The organism is Planktothrix mougeotii LEGE 06226, assembly GCF_015207485.1.
In the GTDB taxonomy this organism is placed as follows: Bacteria; Cyanobacteriota; Cyanobacteriia; order Cyanobacteriales; family Microcoleaceae; genus Planktothrix.
Map to the genome: position 1 here is coordinate 13,588 of NZ_JADEWU010000036.1, position 17,269 is coordinate 30,856.

General features: G+C 36.5%; 17 protein-coding genes. 8 read left to right on the forward strand and 9 right to left on the reverse strand.

What is annotated here, in order from left to right; genetic code table 11:
- Positions 1-211 precede the first annotated feature (211 nt).
- Complete coding sequence (locus tag IQ236_RS15495; RefSeq protein WP_193870076.1) at positions 212-1,039, forward strand: pentapeptide repeat-containing protein; 828 nt, start codon at positions 212-214, stop codon at positions 1,037-1,039.
- 4 nt (positions 1,040-1,043) lie between these two features.
- Here the strand turns inward: IQ236_RS15495 and IQ236_RS15500 are convergent, their stop codons facing one another.
- Complete coding sequence (locus IQ236_RS15500) at positions 1,044-2,138, reverse strand: phosphodiester glycosidase family protein (protein ID WP_193870078.1); 1,095 nt, start codon at positions 2,136-2,138, stop codon at positions 1,044-1,046.
- Between the two features lie 185 nt (positions 2,139-2,323).
- Here IQ236_RS15500 and IQ236_RS15505 point away from each other — a divergent pair, with 185 nt between their 5' ends.
- Complete coding sequence (locus IQ236_RS15505; RefSeq protein ID WP_193870080.1) at positions 2,324-3,817, forward strand: right-handed parallel beta-helix repeat-containing protein; 1,494 nt, start codon at positions 2,324-2,326, stop codon at positions 3,815-3,817.
- A gap of 6 nt (positions 3,818-3,823) precedes the next feature.
- Here IQ236_RS15505 and IQ236_RS15510 read toward each other — a convergent pair whose 3' ends face one another.
- Positions 3,824-4,831: a hypothetical protein gene (locus tag IQ236_RS15510; protein ID WP_193870082.1), complete on the reverse strand. Its 1,008-nt coding sequence runs from the start codon at positions 4,829-4,831 to the stop codon at positions 3,824-3,826.
- A gap of 255 nt (positions 4,832-5,086) precedes the next feature.
- On the opposite strand from IQ236_RS15510, the gene IQ236_RS15515 reads away from it, so the two are divergent.
- Complete coding sequence (locus IQ236_RS15515; protein WP_228041666.1) at positions 5,087-6,388, forward strand: hypothetical protein; 1,302 nt, start codon at positions 5,087-5,089, stop codon at positions 6,386-6,388.
- A gap of 256 nt (positions 6,389-6,644) precedes the next feature.
- Here IQ236_RS15515 and IQ236_RS15520 read toward each other — a convergent pair whose 3' ends face one another.
- From IQ236_RS15520 to IQ236_RS15545, 6 genes are all read right to left on the reverse strand, one after another.
- A complete protein-coding gene (locus IQ236_RS15520; RefSeq protein ID WP_193870083.1) occupies positions 6,645-7,346 on the reverse strand; it encodes an ABC transporter ATP-binding protein in 702 nt (233 codons plus the stop codon).
- 3 nt (positions 7,347-7,349) lie between these two features.
- Positions 7,350-8,129: an ABC transporter ATP-binding protein gene (locus IQ236_RS15525; RefSeq protein ID WP_193870085.1), complete on the reverse strand. Its 780-nt coding sequence runs from the start codon at positions 8,127-8,129 to the stop codon at positions 7,350-7,352.
- A 3-nt stretch (positions 8,130-8,132) separates the two neighbouring features.
- Positions 8,133-9,095 (reverse strand): branched-chain amino acid ABC transporter permease, encoded by a 963-nt coding sequence (locus tag IQ236_RS15530; RefSeq protein ID WP_193870087.1) that lies wholly within the window; start codon positions 9,093-9,095, stop codon positions 8,133-8,135.
- A gap of 130 nt (positions 9,096-9,225) precedes the next feature.
- Complete coding sequence (locus IQ236_RS15535) at positions 9,226-10,176, reverse strand: branched-chain amino acid ABC transporter permease (protein WP_193870088.1); 951 nt, start codon at positions 10,174-10,176, stop codon at positions 9,226-9,228.
- Between the two features lie 145 nt (positions 10,177-10,321).
- Positions 10,322-11,557, reverse strand: a complete 1,236-nt coding sequence (locus tag IQ236_RS15540) for an ABC transporter substrate-binding protein (protein ID WP_193870090.1) — start codon at positions 11,555-11,557, stop codon at positions 10,322-10,324.
- Positions 11,558-11,796: 239 nt separating this feature from the next.
- Positions 11,797-12,486, reverse strand: a complete 690-nt coding sequence (locus IQ236_RS15545; RefSeq protein WP_193870092.1) for a hypothetical protein — start codon at positions 12,484-12,486, stop codon at positions 11,797-11,799.
- 674 nt (positions 12,487-13,160) lie between these two features.
- Between IQ236_RS15545 and IQ236_RS15550 the strand changes: the two genes are divergently transcribed.
- Positions 13,161-14,279, forward strand: a complete 1,119-nt coding sequence (locus tag IQ236_RS15550) for a tetratricopeptide repeat protein (RefSeq protein WP_193870093.1) — start codon at positions 13,161-13,163, stop codon at positions 14,277-14,279.
- Between the two features lie 5 nt (positions 14,280-14,284).
- On the opposite strand, the gene IQ236_RS15555 is transcribed toward IQ236_RS15550, so the two are convergent.
- Positions 14,285-15,259, reverse strand: coding sequence for a GUN4 domain-containing protein (locus IQ236_RS15555; protein WP_193870095.1), 975 nt, complete (start codon positions 15,257-15,259; stop codon positions 14,285-14,287).
- A gap of 319 nt (positions 15,260-15,578) precedes the next feature.
- Here IQ236_RS15555 and IQ236_RS15560 point away from each other — a divergent pair, with 319 nt between their 5' ends.
- From IQ236_RS15560 to IQ236_RS15575, 4 genes are all read left to right on the forward strand, one after another.
- Positions 15,579-15,983 carry a ribonuclease domain-containing protein gene (locus tag IQ236_RS15560; RefSeq protein ID WP_193870097.1) on the forward strand — a complete coding sequence of 135 codons (405 nt, stop codon included), beginning with the start codon at positions 15,579-15,581 and terminating at the stop codon, positions 15,981-15,983.
- Positions 15,980-16,387 carry a barstar family protein gene (locus tag IQ236_RS15565; protein ID WP_193870098.1) on the forward strand — a complete coding sequence of 136 codons (408 nt, stop codon included), beginning with the start codon at positions 15,980-15,982 and terminating at the stop codon, positions 16,385-16,387. The genes IQ236_RS15560 and IQ236_RS15565 overlap by 4 nt, the downstream gene beginning before the upstream one ends.
- Positions 16,388-16,570: 183 nt before the next feature.
- The gene (locus IQ236_RS15570; protein ID WP_193870100.1) at positions 16,571-16,924 is read left to right on the forward strand and encodes a type II toxin-antitoxin system RelE/ParE family toxin; all 354 of its coding nucleotides are present in this window, start codon (positions 16,571-16,573) and stop codon (positions 16,922-16,924) included.
- Positions 16,921-17,226, forward strand: a complete 306-nt coding sequence (locus tag IQ236_RS15575; RefSeq protein ID WP_193870103.1) for a helix-turn-helix domain-containing protein — start codon at positions 16,921-16,923, stop codon at positions 17,224-17,226. The genes IQ236_RS15570 and IQ236_RS15575 overlap by 4 nt, the downstream gene beginning before the upstream one ends.
- Positions 17,227-17,269: the final 43 nt, after the last annotated feature.

A 17,269-nucleotide genomic window follows, 5' to 3' on the forward strand; every position in this document is an offset into this window, starting at 1 on the left:
CAAAGCACCGGGTTTTAAACCCATTTCGCCGATAAAAAACCCCAAGGTAGAGATAACTATGTTAAGCTATAGCACTAATATAGATTGCCAGTTTCTATCTCTCCTAGATCCGATGTTGATTTAAAAACTAGGATCAAAATTAGGAATAGAAAACTTTTTCTTTTCCAATCTTTAATGATAACTGCTAAATTCTTAATTGCGGACTCCTGCCATGATCACTCCGGGTGAATTGAATTACTACTATAAAGTTTTAGATCTTAAGCCTGGTGCCTCCTTAGAATTGGTGGATCAGGCTTATAAAGACTTGGCATTTATTTGGCATCCCGATCGCATTCCTGAAGAAAATCAACGATTAAGAAAAATCGCTGAGGAAAAACTCAAGGAAATTAATCAAGCACGGGAGAAATTACGTTCTTTATTGCGTCGTTCTTCATCGAATTCAACTCAACGCTCATCAACAGTTCAGCGTTCAGAATCCTATCCTAAATCCTCCTCTAATGGTGCAGGATATTCAACTTCTCAAACCTATCAACGTCCCGCTTCTTCTTATCAATCTCAGACCTATAAAACCAATGTAAAAACCTCTGAAAATGGCAATTTTAAGCGTCCCCCAACCCCAGTTAATTCTCAACCAAAAACACCTCCTTCTCCTCCACCTCCTCCCCCTAAACCCACAGAATTAAGTGGATTAAGCTTTAAAGGAGAAGACTTAAAAGAACGGGATTTTTCCAGTCGAAATTTAAGCGGTGCAGACTTCAGTGAAGCCAATTTAAGTGATGCGTTTCTGCATAAAGTCAACTTAAGTGGTGCCTGTTTATATAAAGCGAATCTATTTCGGGCTAATTTTTTACAAGCCAATTTAACCTATGCTAATTTACAAGAAGCTAATTTAATTGGGGCGGATTTAAGCGGGGCGGATTTAAGATGTGCTAATTTAACGGGGGCAAAAGTAGGAATAGGCGATAAAATTATGGTAAAATTAACAGGAGCTAAATTACAAGGTGCTATTTTACCAGATGGCAGTGTTCATCCTCAATAAGAATTTAACGATTAATAGGAATAACAGGACGTTGACCCTTTTGAAACTGTTTCCAAGCGGTTTTTACTTCGGTTGGGGCAGGATAATTTCGATCATAAATTACAATTACATTCGTTAAATTTCGCCCAGGATTAAGATAAATATCTCCGTGATAAGCTAACCCTTCTGATGCACCGCCATCTAAATTCATCGCTTCATAACATCCAATGGCTTTCATCACTTCCGCTTCTTGTTGCAACGTTAAACTCGCTAAAAAGGAAACTAAAAAGAGTTCTTTTCCGGTTTGAGAAAAGCCAATAGCGGTGCGATATCCTTTGTCTAAAACATGAGGATCATTAAACCCTTCTGTTTTGGGTGCTAACCAAATTTTACCTTGTTTAATTAACCGGGGGCCACAAGTTAAAGAAAACCAATGTTGATTCCATTCGGGTTTTCCTTCAAGTCTAGCGGTGATCATTTCCGGGCGATTTCCAGCTTTTAACCCTAACGTTGTCCCAAAATTTTCCCAACGACTATATTTTAAAAATTTGCCTTCCCCAACTAAATTTCCCATGACTCGTTTTTGATTATCTTTACTAAAAAAAGTGCCATTCGCAACGACCGCCGCCGGATACCGTTTGACAAAATTAGTAAAGGATTCATCACCGTAAGATTTTTGACTACTATTAGCTTGAGGCGCGTTATTGGCGAGTCCCATCGTGATTATATTTTCAGGATCAGTTAAATTAATAATAGTTTGATAAAAGGAAATTCCAAACAGATTTTTTTGCAAAATTTGTACAGGTTGTATGGAATTTAAGTTAAGGTTAGGAGAAGGAGAGTTTGGAATAATCAGGGGTTGGGATGTTGGAAGATTAAAAGTAGGCGTTTTAACAATAGTAGGGGGAGAAATTGCAGGTTGGGGTGTTGGAGAATTAACCGCAAATCGTTGTGAAAAATAGGTTTGTTTAATTTGGTTAATAAATTGTAACGTGCGATCGCGATTTTCAGCAATAGAGAAAAAACCTTTTAAACCCTTGAAAATTAAGAAACCCATGAATAATAAAAAGGTACGTCGCACCATCGTTTGACACCCTTTTTGTTTTTTAGCATTAGGCATATTTTTGAATCAGGTTTGAAAGTTACACCAGAACCCTATAATTTAATTATAAGGCTAAAAACAAAAATTCCCTTGATTTCTTTTGAAGTTTTAGATCCTCTCTAACTTTTCTTGGGAATGGTTTTTACCTACATTTGACCCCCCTACAGGGATCTTGTCTCTACGGTAGCAAGGACTAATCAAAAATGAACTCAACCCGTCGCCAATTTCTACAACAATTTCTCACAACAACGGCTACAACATTGATTTTACCGCCGATTTTTGATCAAATTTCTCAAGGTGAAACTTCCAACTCTTTAGAAAAAATTTATTCAGTTTCACCGACCGGAAATGATAATAATTCTGGCACATTAGACCAACCTTGGGCAACAATTCAAAAAGCAGCCAATACCCTCAAAGCGGGAGATAAAGTTTATATTCGAGGAGGAAAATATAACATTAATCAACCGATTCGTCCTCAATTTTCAGGACTTCCGAATCAGTGGATTATTTATGCTGGATACCCTGGAGAACAGGTAATCATTGATGCGGATGAGATTTTTGTAGAACCTCCAACGGGTTCCCCTCCCTATCCCCATGATCAAGGCGCGTTTTTAATTATTGATAAAAGTTATATTCTGATTCAGAATTTAACGGTGATAAATTCCCATAATGCCGGATTTACCGTTAGAAATAGTCACCATATTAACTTCTATAATAATACCACAATTAACACCTATTCTTCTGGGATTGCAATTTGGAATAACTGTTATGAACATCAAGTGATCGGAAATACGGTTATTAATGCTAATCGACTTAATCTCAGAATTCAACATCCTAATGTACCTCCTCGGCGACAAGCACCCCATGAAGCCATTACATTAGCAGGGGTGAAGGATTTTGAAGTCGCTTATAATCTCGTTTGTTATAGTGAAAAAGAAGGAATTGATTGTAAAGAAACCTGTGTGAATGGTCGAGTCCATCACAATTATACCCATCATTTAAAACGCCAGGGACTTTATGCCGATTCTTGGTTTGGAGTTTTAGAAAATATTGAGTTTGATCATAATATTGTTGAGGAATGTGAGACGGGGATTGCAATTTCCGCAGAAGATGGCCCCAGGATAGAAAATATTAAAATTCATCATAATTTAGTTTATAATAATCGAGCATCAGGGATTTTTATATCCCGATGGGGAAAGGATAGACTGAAAAAGAATATCCAAATTTATAATAATACTATTGTTCTTAATGGTTATGGAAAAATTGATAAACCTCAACCTTATTGGTTAACCGGAGGAATATATCTTTATTCAACTCAGGTTGAAGATTTGGTGATTGAGAATAATATTTTGAGTGAAAATAAATATTTTCAAATTGGATTTAGTCGAGATTTTCAGGAAAATGATTTTACCTTAAAAAATATCAAAATTGACAATAATTTAATCTTTCAATCTCAATCTGTGACCTATCCAGTTTATTTAGAAGAGTGGGCAAAAGATTATGTTTATAGTACAAAAGGTAATAATTTTATTGAAGCAAACCCTAATTTTCAAGATTCGCCTTCAGCTAATTTCTATTTACAACCGAATTCCCCTGCAATTACAGACGGAAATCCCCCTTATTTGGGGGCGTTTCCACCTGAACCCGAAAAAACGTTTTGGTGGTTGGTTGATTTCCCACCTCAATTTCAAATTTAAACTTGATTAGGATTGATTCAATATAATATCAATTTGTTTCTGAACTCCATCTAATTGTTGACGTTGTTGATCAATCCAAGCTTTTTCTGCTTCCCGTTGTTCTGGGGTTTCTTGTTCATATCGGTTTTGTTTTTCTAAAATATCATTGTAGAAAGTAATCATTTTTGTTGTTGTAGTCAAAGCAAAATCAAAGCATTCAGTAAATCTTGAAGCCATATTGTCTAATATAATTTTCTTGATATCATTAACAAAATTATTAAATTTCTCTCTTTTAATCAAAGAAGATCCTTCTTTTAAAAATGAGTCCCAAGTTGGTTTTATCCACTCTTGCATAAGATTACTACTTTGACCTTTTATGTTAATTAAATAGTTTTTTTCATAAAAATATAAACTAGGATTAATTGCAATATTAGCTTGCTTTTTGAAATCAAGTAAATCTATTATATTTAAGATATAATCAAAGCCTAAATCAGATATGACTTCACTTAAAAGATCTAAATTAGTATTGATTAGGCTGATCATCTTATTATTGATAACTTTTATTGCCTTATCTAACCCTTGAATCATACCATCTTTATCTGAATAACCCAAGTCTTTCTTATATGTTCCGCTTTTACTATCTTTAAACCACGTTTCCTTAAGCTGTTCACATTGATTTAACCATGAATTTTTAATTTCTGGAATTACTTCTGTCTGACATTTTTTCTGTAAATCCCGAATTCTAAAATCAATCGCTGTTAGTTTTCCTATTTCTTCCCACAGTTCAGACTTAGGGACAGAAATAATTCTAGGTTTACTATTCCAGACATCTTCAGCATGATCTAAATCTTTATAACTAACTGCCATTAACTCTTTTAATCTGGCTGCGGACTGTCTTAACTCCTCAGTACAGGATTGAATCGACTGATTTAACTTTGTTGCAGATTGTTTTAACTCGGAAGATTCACTTGGATTATTTTGTACAGAAACCGTTGATTCAGTAATAGACTCGAAGACTTTTAAAAATTCATTCATTGCAGCCAACCTCAATAAAGCATACAGTTCTACTGTACAAGATTAAGGATACAATTCCCTCATGTAGTAATAAATTATAACCTTTTGATCAGTATTTATACGGTTTAAGAAAAACAAATTTTCATATATATCAATTAATTTTCCCTAAAAATACTTAAATCATTGAAACAAAAATTTTACAACTTAAAATTTTAGCAATATTTGTTAAATTTTAGAGGATTATGAGTTTACAATAATTAAAGAGTTAGGTCAAAAATGATGTCTTTTTTCAGTCCTTCCATGCAATTTGTATTTCCCCCTGCAATTCAAGAAGGTTTAGCCAAGGGTGTCTATGAGTTAGTTTCTTCCAACTCAGGAGTCCCTTTAAGTATGGTTAGATGGGCGAAAGGAACAGCCAATGCGGGTCAGTTTGCAGGTCACGCCATTGGTACAATCATGAATGATAGTCCCCTAGCACCCATAACCGCACCTGTGGAAGTGGGTATGGGTTTAGCCCAAATGTATCAGGTTCATCGAGGATTTCAGAAAACCTATCAAGGAATTAACCAGTTACAAGCCAGTTTGGGAGTTCTACAATCAACAACTGCGGTTATTGGTGCGGGTGTGGCGGTAACGGGTGTTCTTACTGCGGTGAATTTATATCAAACTTTAAAGTTAAGAGAAGATATCAAACAACTGAAATTAACCGTAACGGGAGGATTTATTGATCTCAAATCAGCCTTAAAAGATCAGGGAGACAGTATTATTAAACGTATTGATGAAGTTGCAGAAGATATTAAATATAATAGCCATCGATTAATTTTAATACAAGCTTATGGCAAATTCATCATAGCCTTAGATCGGTTTAAATTAGCGATGAAATTTGAAGACATTAATGATAGAAATAATCAAATTCAAGGAGTTTTAAATACTCTCTATGATACTTTAGCTGACTACTCTAACCCCCATTTATTAGAAAATACCTGTGCTGCGGGTCAACTGCGTCGAATGGAATGCGCTTGGGCGATTGAACAAGCTATTATTGCCGCTTATCAAGCTCAAAATCAATTAACAGCAGTTAATGAACACCTGGAACAACTTCAAAATAAAATTCATCAAGAGTTAATAAATATTATTAATCAATGTAGTTCAGAGGAAGAACTTGATTTTCTCTTTCCTGAAATCGCCCGCATTAAAATTCATGATTGTACCGCCTTAAAATCTTGGCAAAATCATACCAATTGGTTTAAAAGTTTATCGGCTGATGAGCGAGAACAATTAGCAATGTTAGAACCTGGAACATCAGAAGCGGTTAATTTAGAATTACCGCAAAATGACTTAGCTGTAAAACCCTTAGAAATGCAAATCTATGAAGAATTAAAACAAAAATCTCACTATTCGGCTTTACGAGATCAATTAAAACTTATCGTTAAACCGGAATTACGCCGAGATTATGAATCTTATATTTTTAATAAAGCGATCGCCACAGGTTTAAATGGATTAGCCCCTAAAAATTGGGAAGAAGTACCCGATTTAACCGTTGCTAATCTTTACCATTATTTTCAAGTTCAAGCTTGAATTTTAATAATGATAAAAGTAATATTTCATGGTAGGGGTGGCGTCCCTCCCAACCCAGACCCTAGAGGGTTTGGAAACCAAAATTATATCAGTGCTTCGGGTTAATCTCCCACATTATCTCTCACCTAGACCCTAGAGGGTTTGGAAACCAAAATTATATCAGTGCTTCGGGTTAATCTCCCACATTATCTCTCACCCAGACCCTAGAGGGTTTGGAAACCAAACCCCTACAGTTATTTTTTAGTTGATTGATTTTTTAACCTAAATAAGCTTGTTTGACTCGTTCATCAGTTAATAGCTCAGAAGCTTTTCCAGTTAACGTTAAACAACCCGCTTCTAAAACATAACCTCGGTCGGCAATTTCTAAGGCTAAATTGGCATTTTGTTCGACTAATAAAATTGTAACACCGGATTGATTCAGTTGACGAATCACAGAGAAAATTTCTCGAACAATTTGGGGTGCTAATCCTAAACTGGGTTCATCTAATAATAATAACTGAGGGCGACTCATCACCGCACGGGCGATCGCTAACATTTGTTGTTCACCACCGCTTAGGGTTCCTGCTAATTGATGTTTTCGTTCTGCTAACCGGGGAAAGGTGATAAATTGTTTTTCAATATCTGCTTTAATTCCTAAGCGATCGCTGCGGCTATAAGCTCCTAATTCTAAATTGGTTAATATGGTTTGTCGAGATAGAATTCTCCGACCTTCTGGACTTTGGGCGATACCCATTTTCACCCCTTGATCAGGGCGGAAATTCGTGATATCTTTTCCTTGATAAATTATTTTTCCACGATCAGGATTAATTAAGCGCGAAATCGTTTTTAACGTGGTACTTTTACCTGCCCCATTTGCGCCAATTAAGGTGACAATTTCTCCTTGATTGACTACAAGATTAATGTCTTTTAAAGCTTGAATAGAACCATAATTAACAGATACATTCACTAATGCTAACATAATTTATTCATCTCCTAAATAAGCTTCGATGACCGCAGGATTATTTCTCACAATTTCCGGTTCTCCTAATGCAATTAATTTGCCAAAATCTAAAACCGCAATGCGATCGCACAACCCCATCACTAAAGGAACATGATGTTCAATTAAAATGACCGTTAACTGAAATTGTTTAGCAATTTGTCGAATTAAATCACTCAGTTCTTTTTTCTCGCTGGGGTTCATTCCCGCCGCAGGTTCATCTAATAATAACAATTTCGGTTCTAAGGCTAACGCACGAGCAATTTCTAAGCGTCTTTGGTCGCCATAGGCAAAATTACAAGCCTTTTGTTCAACTCGATCTGTTAATCCAAATATGGCTAATAATTCTCTAGCTTTCTCATAGTTTTTTTGTTCAATTTTAACCGCTTGGGGTAAACCAAAAATCCCTGAGATCAGATTAGATTTGTTGTGAATATGACGAGCGATCGCTACATTTTCTAAAGCCGATAAATTACCAAATAACCGTAGATTTTGAAAAGTTCTGGCTATTCCTTGTTCTGCAATTTGATAAGGTTTTAATTGAGTTATGGGATTATTTTGATAAATCAATGAACCTTTAGAAGGCGGAATTAACCCAGTAATTAAATTAAATAATGTGGTTTTTCCGGCTCCATTGGGGCCAATTAAACCGAATATTTCTTGATTTTGAACGGTAAAAGATACCTGATCAACCGCTAATAAACCGCCGAAATATCGGGTTAAACCTTGTACTTCTAAAATGGGTTGTACTGTTGATGAACTCATCGGTTAACCTTTAATGGATTGTTTGTTTAAAATTCCCCGAAACGGATTTTTTCGAGCGATTTTATTTAATAATTCCGGGGTAATTAAGCCTTGAGGATAAAAAATTGAACCCAAAACCAATAACACCCCAAAAATAATTAAACGACCATCCCGTAAAAATTGAGCTAACCATAGAGGTAAACTACTCATTCCCCCCATTCCCCGTAATACTTCCGGTAAGGCGGTGAGAATAATTCCCCCTAAAACTGGCCCCCAAAAGGTTCTTGACCCTCCAATTAACACAAAAGCTAAATAAATAATACTACTATCAAAGGTTCCTTGACGCGCATTCCAAGTATTGAGAAAATGGGCACTAATGGTTCCCACTAATCCGGCTAAAATTGCCCCTAAAGTAAAGGATAATGCTTTATAATAAGTGGGGTTAATTCCCATCGAATCGGCGGCTAATTCATCTTCTCGAATGGCACTAAACGCTCGTCCGGCTTTAATTTTTTCTAAGCGGTATAAAAAGACCATGCTCAGAATTAACAAGGGAATGGCTACCCATAAATATTCTAAGGGAGTTGCAAAGGGTTGAGGAATTCCAAAAATACCAACCGCCCCTCCGGTTATCTCTAAATTTAACGCTAAAACCCTTAAAATTTCGACAAAAGCAATAGTTGAAATTGCTAAATAAATCCCCCGTAATCTCAGCACCGGAATTCCTAATGCTATGGCTAAAACACCAGAAACTAGAGCCGTTATGATGAGTTCTAACACCAGAAATGGAAAAGGAAAAATAGTCCCCGTGAATTTAAAAACTTGAGTTGATAAAATCGCAGCAATATAACCCCCTAACGCATAAAATCCAGGGGTCGCTAAGGAAAGTTGACCCGCCATTAAGGGTAAATAAACAGATAACCCAAGAACCGCTCCAAATAGCATGGAAACGATTAAAAATCCATAGGTGTTGAAAAAATTAATCATAAATTTTAATTAATATTTCATCCTTTAATGTTTGCTACTAATAATTGTTCGGATAGCCAATTACTTTTTCCTATCCCCTATTTCCTATTTTCTTTTCCCTTCTGTTCCCTGTTCCCTGTTCCCTGTTCAATTATACCTTTTGAATCCGTTTACGTCCTAACAATCCTTCCGGTCGAACTAATAGCATAATAAACAGAATAGCAAAAGAAATTGCCTCTCGATACCCGGAAAAATCAGGAGGAACAAAGGCTTCTGCTAATCCTAATAATAACCCTCCAATTACCGCCCCCGGAATACTCCCTAACCCTCCTAAAACAATCACTCCTAACCCTTTTAACCCAAAACCAATCCCAAAATATGGCCCCGCAATACTAACACTAGACCCGACTAAGGTTCCTGCTAATCCTGCTAAAATTCCACTGACAAAAAAGGTTAATGTAATAAATTGTTCGGGGTTAATTCCTAATAAACTAGCGGTGGTTTCATCTTCGGCGACGGCTTGTAACGCTTTGCCAATTTTCGTTCCATTCACCAGATAGGTTAACAAAGCAACGATGACCGCACAAACTCCAAAAATAATCACTTGTACGGTTCTAATCATAATCGGTCGAGTCGCAGTTCCAAAATTAATAGCGGCGGGAATATTCCCATAAATATTATCAGGAAAGGTATAAATTTCTGCCCCAACTAAATATTGAATGACGTTGACAATTACCACCGCAGCCCCTAAACTAGAAACAAGGGTTAATAAGGGATCAGCCCCTCGAACTCTTAAGGGTTTAAAAGCTAATCGTTCTAACAGAATAGAGGCTAATCCCGCTAGAATACAGCCTAAAATTAAGGCTAGAAAAAAAGGCAATTGAAAGGGTAATTTTCCATTGGCTAATAATCCATTAAACCCAAAAACTCCCCCGGATAACGTATAGGTAAAATAAGCTCCCAAGGTAAAAATAGCCCCATGAGCAAAATTAATCACCCCTAAAATTGAAAAAACCAGGGTATATCCTAATGCAAAAATAGCGTAAACACTACCAATTGATAGACCATTTAAAAATAATTGCAAAAACAAATTCAAATCCATAGTTAGTTTTTTCTCTCGTTGTCTCGTTGCTATAGGTTCTACCTAGCAATGCTGTATTGCAGGCTCCGCCTGCTGGTTTATTATAGGAGGTAGAACCTCCTGAATGATGTTCCCTGGTAGAACCAGGGGAACGAGGATATCAGCGTTATTTTAAATAGGTGAATTTGCCATTTTTTCCCGTTTCATCCATTTTAATTTGGGCAACATAAAATTTTTCTTGTACGACTTCCCCTTCAGGCGTAAAGGAAATATTGCCTAAAACTGTTTCATATTTTCCTGATAAAATGGCTTGATTTAATTGTTCTCTTAGTTGTTCTAAAGATAAACTACTAATTTTATTTTTCTGGTCAACCGCTTTTAACGCTTCTACAAACACTTGAATTCCGGCGAAGGCTTGGGCGGTAAATTGAGGCGGTTCTTTTTTATTTTCAGCTACATAGGTTTCTCGGAAAGTTTTATTAATGGGATTATCAATTTCAGGACTATAAGCTTGAGCAATAATCACCCCATCACATTCTTTTTGACAGACGGGTAAAATATTAGAGGTATTTAAACCATTTCCGCCAATAATTAATCCTTGATAACCGAGTTGTCGTAACTGTTTAATTAAGTTTCCGCCATCAGCAGCGAGTCCAGAAATAATAATTAAATCAGGATTTAAGTTAATAGCAGCAGTGGCTTGGTTTTGAAAATCGGTGTCGGTGGTTTGGAATTTTTGAACGGTGACTAACTCTAGGTTTAAATCTTTAACGGTTTGTTGAAAGGTTTCTGTTTCTGATTTACTAAACGCATCATTTTGAGCATAGAAAACCGCAACTTTTTTTAAGTTGGGATTGAGTTTTAAAGCAGCTTGCACTGCGTTAGGAGCAACCACCGCAACGGGAGCAGAAACCCGTGCAATATAATCCCCAATTTGTGGAATTTTTTTCGCCGTATTAGAAGGGCCTAAAACCGGGACTTTTGCTCGTTCTGCAATGGGGTCAGCGGCAAACGCTTGTTGAGATAAAGAAGGGCCTAAAATTCCCACAACTTTCTCTTGAGTAATTAAAGTATTAAAGGCATTAATCGCGCTTTGTTCATCGCCTCCGCCATCTTGTAGTGCTAATTTAATTGGGGTTCCATTGACACCCCCTTGTTGATTAAAATACTGTTCTGCCATTTTCGCGCCAATCACTTGTTCTTGTCCTAATAATGCGGCGTTACTGGTTTGGGCAAGAACAACTCCGAGGGGAATTCCATTAGCATTTTGACTGGTGGTTGTAGTTGAATTGGGACTCGAAGTTGTGTTAGTTCCAGAAGGTTGAGAGGAATTACAGGCTACTACTAAAGAAAAGGTAATTCCTGATAAAAATAGAGGAATAAATTGGCGTCTTTTAATCATTAGGGTGCAAACCACACAAGGAATAAGCGATCTTGCACCCAGAATTCAACTCTTGAGTACAAGGGGGATGGCTGCCCATTATACAACTGTCTGGGAACGGAGACAAGTGAATTTCAAAAAAGCGATCACAACCCAGAAATATGACAATTTGATAGTCAAATCAATTTGAATGGCTGATTAAACTCATGATTTGATTTTTGGCAGCTTTTGAAACCTCTTATTCTGCGGTTTAATCCTGACTAGGAAGGTGAATTAAAGTCTGAAGCAAGAAGCTTTCGCTCTTTGACTATTTGTTGATAACAAATATGAGAAAAATAAAAAAGCCAGGTTACAATTCCCATCAGTTTACTGCCATCTTCTAATAAAAAAAACCAGTTACTTTTAGATCCATTATAATCAATATTAAGAGGTAAAATATCTATAAAAACAGAGACCCCGAAAAGAAGTAAAGCCGTTCCTAAAATCTGAAATTGAGTAGAGTTTAAGATGATATTTATATAGTAAATTAAGAGTAAAAAAAGTAAAGCAAACTCAACACCTAGAATAACATTTTCATGGACTTTCAAAAAGTAAGGAAGTAGCGCCTCATGTAACATCAAGAAATCATCCAACATGAACCAAAACGAAATTACCCCGGATAAGCCAATAAAATTTTTAAACTTTTTATCTTTGTTCTTAATCGGTGACAGAATAAAAAATGAAAAAATACAAATCACCCCACTACTACCCCAGGTAAAAACACTTAAATTTGAGATAAATCCCGTAAAAGGAGATAGGTTAGCAATCGCAAAAATATCTCTTGTTAATAGGGGAACAGGAATACGATTCTGCAACCCAGCCCCAATTAAAATGCTCAGGAAAGGAACATAGAACTTCAGCAAATTTAAAAAAGCTTGATTCCGTTTTTGGGGAGAAATATCCCTGGTCAACCCATGAGCAGGAACACTTTGTCGTCCTCTGAAACTCAAAAATTTATTAAAAAAGGGTACATAGGATTTGAGTAACGTTAATGTCGTTTGGGTCGGGATAATTTTTCTAAAATTAGACACAGTAAAATCTCCTGTCATGACAATAGCAGCAACGGAGGAAAGTGTTATAAAGGGTTCTCGAAAAGTAGAGATGCGTGTTTGCTGGTTGTACTCTGGCTTTGGAAGATCAACCTGATCTTAATCTTCTGTTTAACTGGTTTTAACTATTCTGAGGTTAATTTCTATAACAGAAAAGATAAATCCCTCTGTAGATAGAGATTGGGACTTTAACGCTAATATTTTAATTTGATGTACAAAATTTTATTTTTCTTGTTTTTTTGACAAAGTAATATTTATTTGATAAAAATAAAATGTTTACTTTCAGATCATAAATTTATAAAAATTACTAGGTATAACGGGGAAGGGGAGGCGGGAAGAAGTAAATTTATGTAAAAATATGATCGTTGTTTTAAAAAATATGCTTTAAAATAGAAATTATGCTAAGTTAACAGTCCTGTTAACAGCCTAAACCCACATCCCCAACTGCTACTGTTTATTAAAAGACTGATGAAATTTTACAACAATTTTATCGGTCTAGCATTATTGTACAATTCATTTTAGTGCCAGGGGGAAATATGGGTATAGGCAAGGTAATTTTAGGAGGATTAGCCGTTTTCGGTGTGACTACATTTTTAGGAATGCAATGGATTAACTCTCAACAAGAACAAATCATTACTCAAATCCAAACTCAAATCTCTGAACTTGAATCTAAAAAAGTGTCAGATCTGAATACTTTAAAAGTTGCAAAAAATCAACTCGCTGCGGTAAGTGAGCGTTTAGAGCATACACCCAAATTGCCAATTTTTCCTGAACCTTTCCAACTGCAAAACCTGCGATCAAAAGCAGAAAAACTTGAAACACAATTAAAACCTCAAACCCAGGCGTTAGAGAATTTAGAAACGGCTCAAAAGTTAGCCATGTCAGCTTCTGTTCTCGTTCAAAATCCTCCCCATCCAGCCCAGGTTTGGTTAGATGCTCAACAACAATGGCAACAAGTAATTGATTTATTAAAGGCAATTCCTAAAACCACCTATGTCTATCCTGAAGCTCAAAAAAAATTGATTAGTTATCAGCAAAATTATGCTATAATTCGTTATCGAGCAGAACAAGCTAATCAAGCCGTTCAACTGAATAACAAAGCTCTCAAACAAATAGAACTTGGTCAATATCAACAAGCCCTTCACAACTTAAACCAAGCCACAAAATTAAATCCAGGGTTAATCGAATCCTATTTGAATCGAGGGGCTGTTTATGCCCGATTAAACAGTCATCAATCGGCGATCGCTAATTTTAATCAAGCCCTTAAAATTAATCCTGAAAGTTCCGAAGCCTATTTATTGAGAGGAGAGCAATATTTAGGAAATAAAGATTATAGTCTCGCCCTATGGGATTATACTCAGGTGATTAAATTGAATCCCAATCATACCAATGCTTATTTAGATCGAGGCTACATTTATCGCGAATTAAATGAAACCGAAAAAGCGATCGCTGACTTTAAAAAAGCCTCGGAATTATTAGGAAATAGTGGAGATGCTAAGACGCAACAATTAACCCTAATTATTCAAGAATTAGAAGCTTCTCGCCCGGTCATTATTGTAGAAGAAGATGACGATGATGATGACTACAAGTTAAGACGGAAGAGAAATACTTCTTCTACAAGTTCAAGTCGGAGTCGAAGTCGGAGAAGACGATAATACACTTAAAACCCACAATTAGGGTTAATAGACAGTCGCCAAGTCCGGTTAAAACCTGAACCAAAGGTATCATAACTGTGACCTAATCGATAGGGAAAATGTCCCAAGGGAACCGTTTTAGGATCACCTTTCTCGTAGGTCATATCACGAGGATCAATGCGCCAACCTACCGCTTGTTCAAATTGTTCATAATGGTCTTCGAGTTTCTCCGAAGAATGACGGATGGATTTTAAAATTTTACCTTGAACACTTAAACCAAACCGCCCCTTAGAGTATTTTACCCATAGCTGATCAACCCCCTGGAGTTCAGAACAGGGAATTTCAGAAATTACCAACGGCGCTGGAACATGAGGAGAATTTTCAATTGGAATCCGGTACTTTTCAAACAATTCTAAGGTTTTTAAGTCTGCTTTAATCCATTGACCCGTCGCTAACGCATCAATAACAGCACAGTATTTGACTCGATGGGTAATTGAGGCGACCCCATTCCAAACCCCCCCACTGACCCCGTTTCCGGTGGTAGCAGGTAAATGTCCATCGGGGGCTCGATGGGAAAAATTCAGTTGATCATATTTTAGCCACTGACCCCCCCGACGCCAACCGACGCGATCGCCAAATTTCTCCGCCATCTCTGGGGTATAGTTACCAATTATTCCTCCTAAAGATGTCCAAATTTTTTCCTGTTGACTAAACCCAAACCGACCATCACTATAATAATTCCACAATCGATTTATGGTTTGTAAATCCTCACAAGCTAAACTTTCTACATCCCTTTGACTTAACCAACCTTCGGCTTGTCGGTTACTCAGTTTAAGTAAAATTCTAAAGGTTTCTTGATCCGCTTCTTTCCAGCGATACTCTGCTAATAATTGTTTGAGTTGTTGATAGTTTATATTGGCATTTGATGTTAGGTTAAAAACCGGATCGGGTTTAGGGGGGGGAGACAAGAATTGACAAGCCTGAAGACCCCAGGAAAACATAAGTACAATCCACGAATATCGCCAAACGGAAGATTTTTTTAACATATTTTCTAACTTTTTATCAACTATTTAATATAGCAATCCTATCTGATTTGTAAAAAATAACTGTAGGGGTTGGGGAACCCAGATCCCCAGAGGGTTTAGCAGGACATCACCCCTACAATAAAATATTACAATCTATTTAGGGTTGCTGTATAATGTAAATTATATGACAAATATCGACATTTTTAGATAAGAAAATTAATAAAAATCAGGGTTTAAATAGCTGGAATCATGATATTATCAAGAATAAGATTCAGGAGGTATTGAGTCAAGAATTATGTCTTTTTTCAGAAAAGGATTGATCTTTTTCCTGACCTGCTTAGTCGGTTTTACTGTTACCATTACCCATCATTTTCACTTTTCTCCGGTTTCCGCAACGGAAATAACCATTATTGCTCAAGTTCCAACTGTTAATTTAAGTCAACTGCCAGCAGAAGCCCGGAATACTTTAAAATTAATTGATCAAGGAGGCCCTTTCCCTTACCCTGAAAAAGATGGCTCAACTTTCTTTAACCGAGAAAGATTATTACCCAATAAACCCAATGGCTATTATCGGGAATATACTATACCGACTCCAGGGGAAAGAAGTCGGGGAGCAAGGCGCTTTGTTGTCGGTATTCAGGGGGAAATTTATTACACCAGCAACCATTATCAAAGTTTTTTTAGGGTTTTAAGACAATGAATCAAATATTAAACCTGATACAAGGTGAAAGTCAACCGAATATTTATCAGTTTCCCTTAGATATTTCGCCAGAAGAATTATCTCAATTTTGTCAAGAGTATGGCTGTGAGTTATTTTATTTTGACGGGGGTACAATTAACAATAAATCTGATTTTCTAAAAACAGCCAGCACGGTAATGAATTTACCTGAATATTTTGGCTATAATTGGGATGCTTGGGAAGATTGTCTAACTGATCTCAGTTGGTTTGAAGCTTCATCTTATTTGATTGTTTATGATCAATGGCAAAATTTCGCTGAGAATTATCCTGATGATTGGCAAATCTTAAATGATATTTTTTCAGAAGCGATCGCCTATTGGCTAAAAAGAAATAAGCGATTTTATGTATTATTAACCAGTCCTTAATTCTCCTCATCCCCTCGTTGCTAGGTGGAACCTAGCAATGCTATTTTGCAGGCTCCGCCTGCTGTTTTAACAAGAAAAACAACTCAAAAAAAGCTGTGCCAGTTGTGTAAGTCTCGGAGTTCTTAGAATGCGATCGCACCGTCATATCATCTCATATATGCCAAATAAGGTATATACTAAGATATGACTGATAAACCCATTCGCTGGATAGGATCATCCCTAGAAGATTTATCAAGTTTTCCAGAGTCAGCCCGTCGTAAAGCAGGTTTTCAACTTCGTGCTATTCAAAGTGGAGAGACACCTTCCGATTTTAAACCAATGTCTATTGTTGGTTTAGGAGTTGAAGAAATCCGTATTCGAGTTGATGATGCTTATCGCATCTTCTATGTTGCCCGGTTTGAGGAAGCTATTTATGTACTCCATGCCTTCCAAAAGAAGACTCAAAAAACCTCAAAAAGAGATATAGAAATTGGACAAAAGCGTTATCAACAAATGTTGCAATACCGACAGTTTCATAAAGAAGGAATGGACAAATGAGCCAGAATCAAGTTCCCGAAATTATTCAAGGTCACACTAATGTATTTGAAGATTTAGGCTTCGCGCCTGAAGAAGCTCTCAATCTCAAAATTCGTGCTGATCTCATGTTAACAATTAAACATTTCATTCAGGCAAAAGGATGGACTCAAAAGCAAGCGGCTGTATTTTTTGGTGAAACCCAACCTCGCATTAGTGATTTGATGAATGGCGATATCGAAAGATTTAGTATTGATAAATTAGTAATAATGATAGCTAAAGCAGGGATGGATATTCGTGTTGAAGTCAATATAAAAGCAGCCTAAAAGTTCTGTTGTCAATCCAGTCACCCCTTTAGACGTACAATAG

Coding starts and splice junctions, on each gene's coding strand:
- IQ236_RS15495 (WP_193870076.1), top strand. CDS start 212: ATGATCACTCCGGGTGAATTGAATTACTACTATAAAGTTTTAGATCTT.
- IQ236_RS15500 (WP_193870078.1), bottom strand. CDS start 2,138: ATGCCTAATGCTAAAAAACAAAAAGGGTGTCAAACGATGGTGCGACGT.
- IQ236_RS15505 (WP_193870080.1), top strand. CDS start 2,324: ATGAACTCAACCCGTCGCCAATTTCTACAACAATTTCTCACAACAACG.
- IQ236_RS15510 (WP_193870082.1), bottom strand. CDS start 4,831: ATGAATGAATTTTTAAAAGTCTTCGAGTCTATTACTGAATCAACGGTT.
- IQ236_RS15515 (WP_228041666.1), top strand. CDS start 5,087: ATGATGTCTTTTTTCAGTCCTTCCATGCAATTTGTATTTCCCCCTGCA.
- IQ236_RS15520 (WP_193870083.1), bottom strand. CDS start 7,346: ATGTTAGCATTAGTGAATGTATCTGTTAATTATGGTTCTATTCAAGCT.
- IQ236_RS15525 (WP_193870085.1), bottom strand. CDS start 8,129: ATGAGTTCATCAACAGTACAACCCATTTTAGAAGTACAAGGTTTAACC.
- IQ236_RS15530 (WP_193870087.1), bottom strand. CDS start 9,095: ATGATTAATTTTTTCAACACCTATGGATTTTTAATCGTTTCCATGCTA.
- IQ236_RS15535 (WP_193870088.1), bottom strand. CDS start 10,176: ATGGATTTGAATTTGTTTTTGCAATTATTTTTAAATGGTCTATCAATT.
- IQ236_RS15540 (WP_193870090.1), bottom strand. CDS start 11,557: ATGATTAAAAGACGCCAATTTATTCCTCTATTTTTATCAGGAATTACC.
- IQ236_RS15550 (WP_193870093.1), top strand. CDS start 13,161: ATGGGTATAGGCAAGGTAATTTTAGGAGGATTAGCCGTTTTCGGTGTG.
- IQ236_RS15555 (WP_193870095.1), bottom strand. CDS start 15,259: ATGTTTTCCTGGGGTCTTCAGGCTTGTCAATTCTTGTCTCCCCCCCCT.
- IQ236_RS15560 (WP_193870097.1), top strand. CDS start 15,579: ATGTCTTTTTTCAGAAAAGGATTGATCTTTTTCCTGACCTGCTTAGTC.
- IQ236_RS15565 (WP_193870098.1), top strand. CDS start 15,980: ATGAATCAAATATTAAACCTGATACAAGGTGAAAGTCAACCGAATATT.
- IQ236_RS15570 (WP_193870100.1), top strand. CDS start 16,571: ATGACTGATAAACCCATTCGCTGGATAGGATCATCCCTAGAAGATTTA.
- IQ236_RS15575 (WP_193870103.1), top strand. CDS start 16,921: ATGAGCCAGAATCAAGTTCCCGAAATTATTCAAGGTCACACTAATGTA.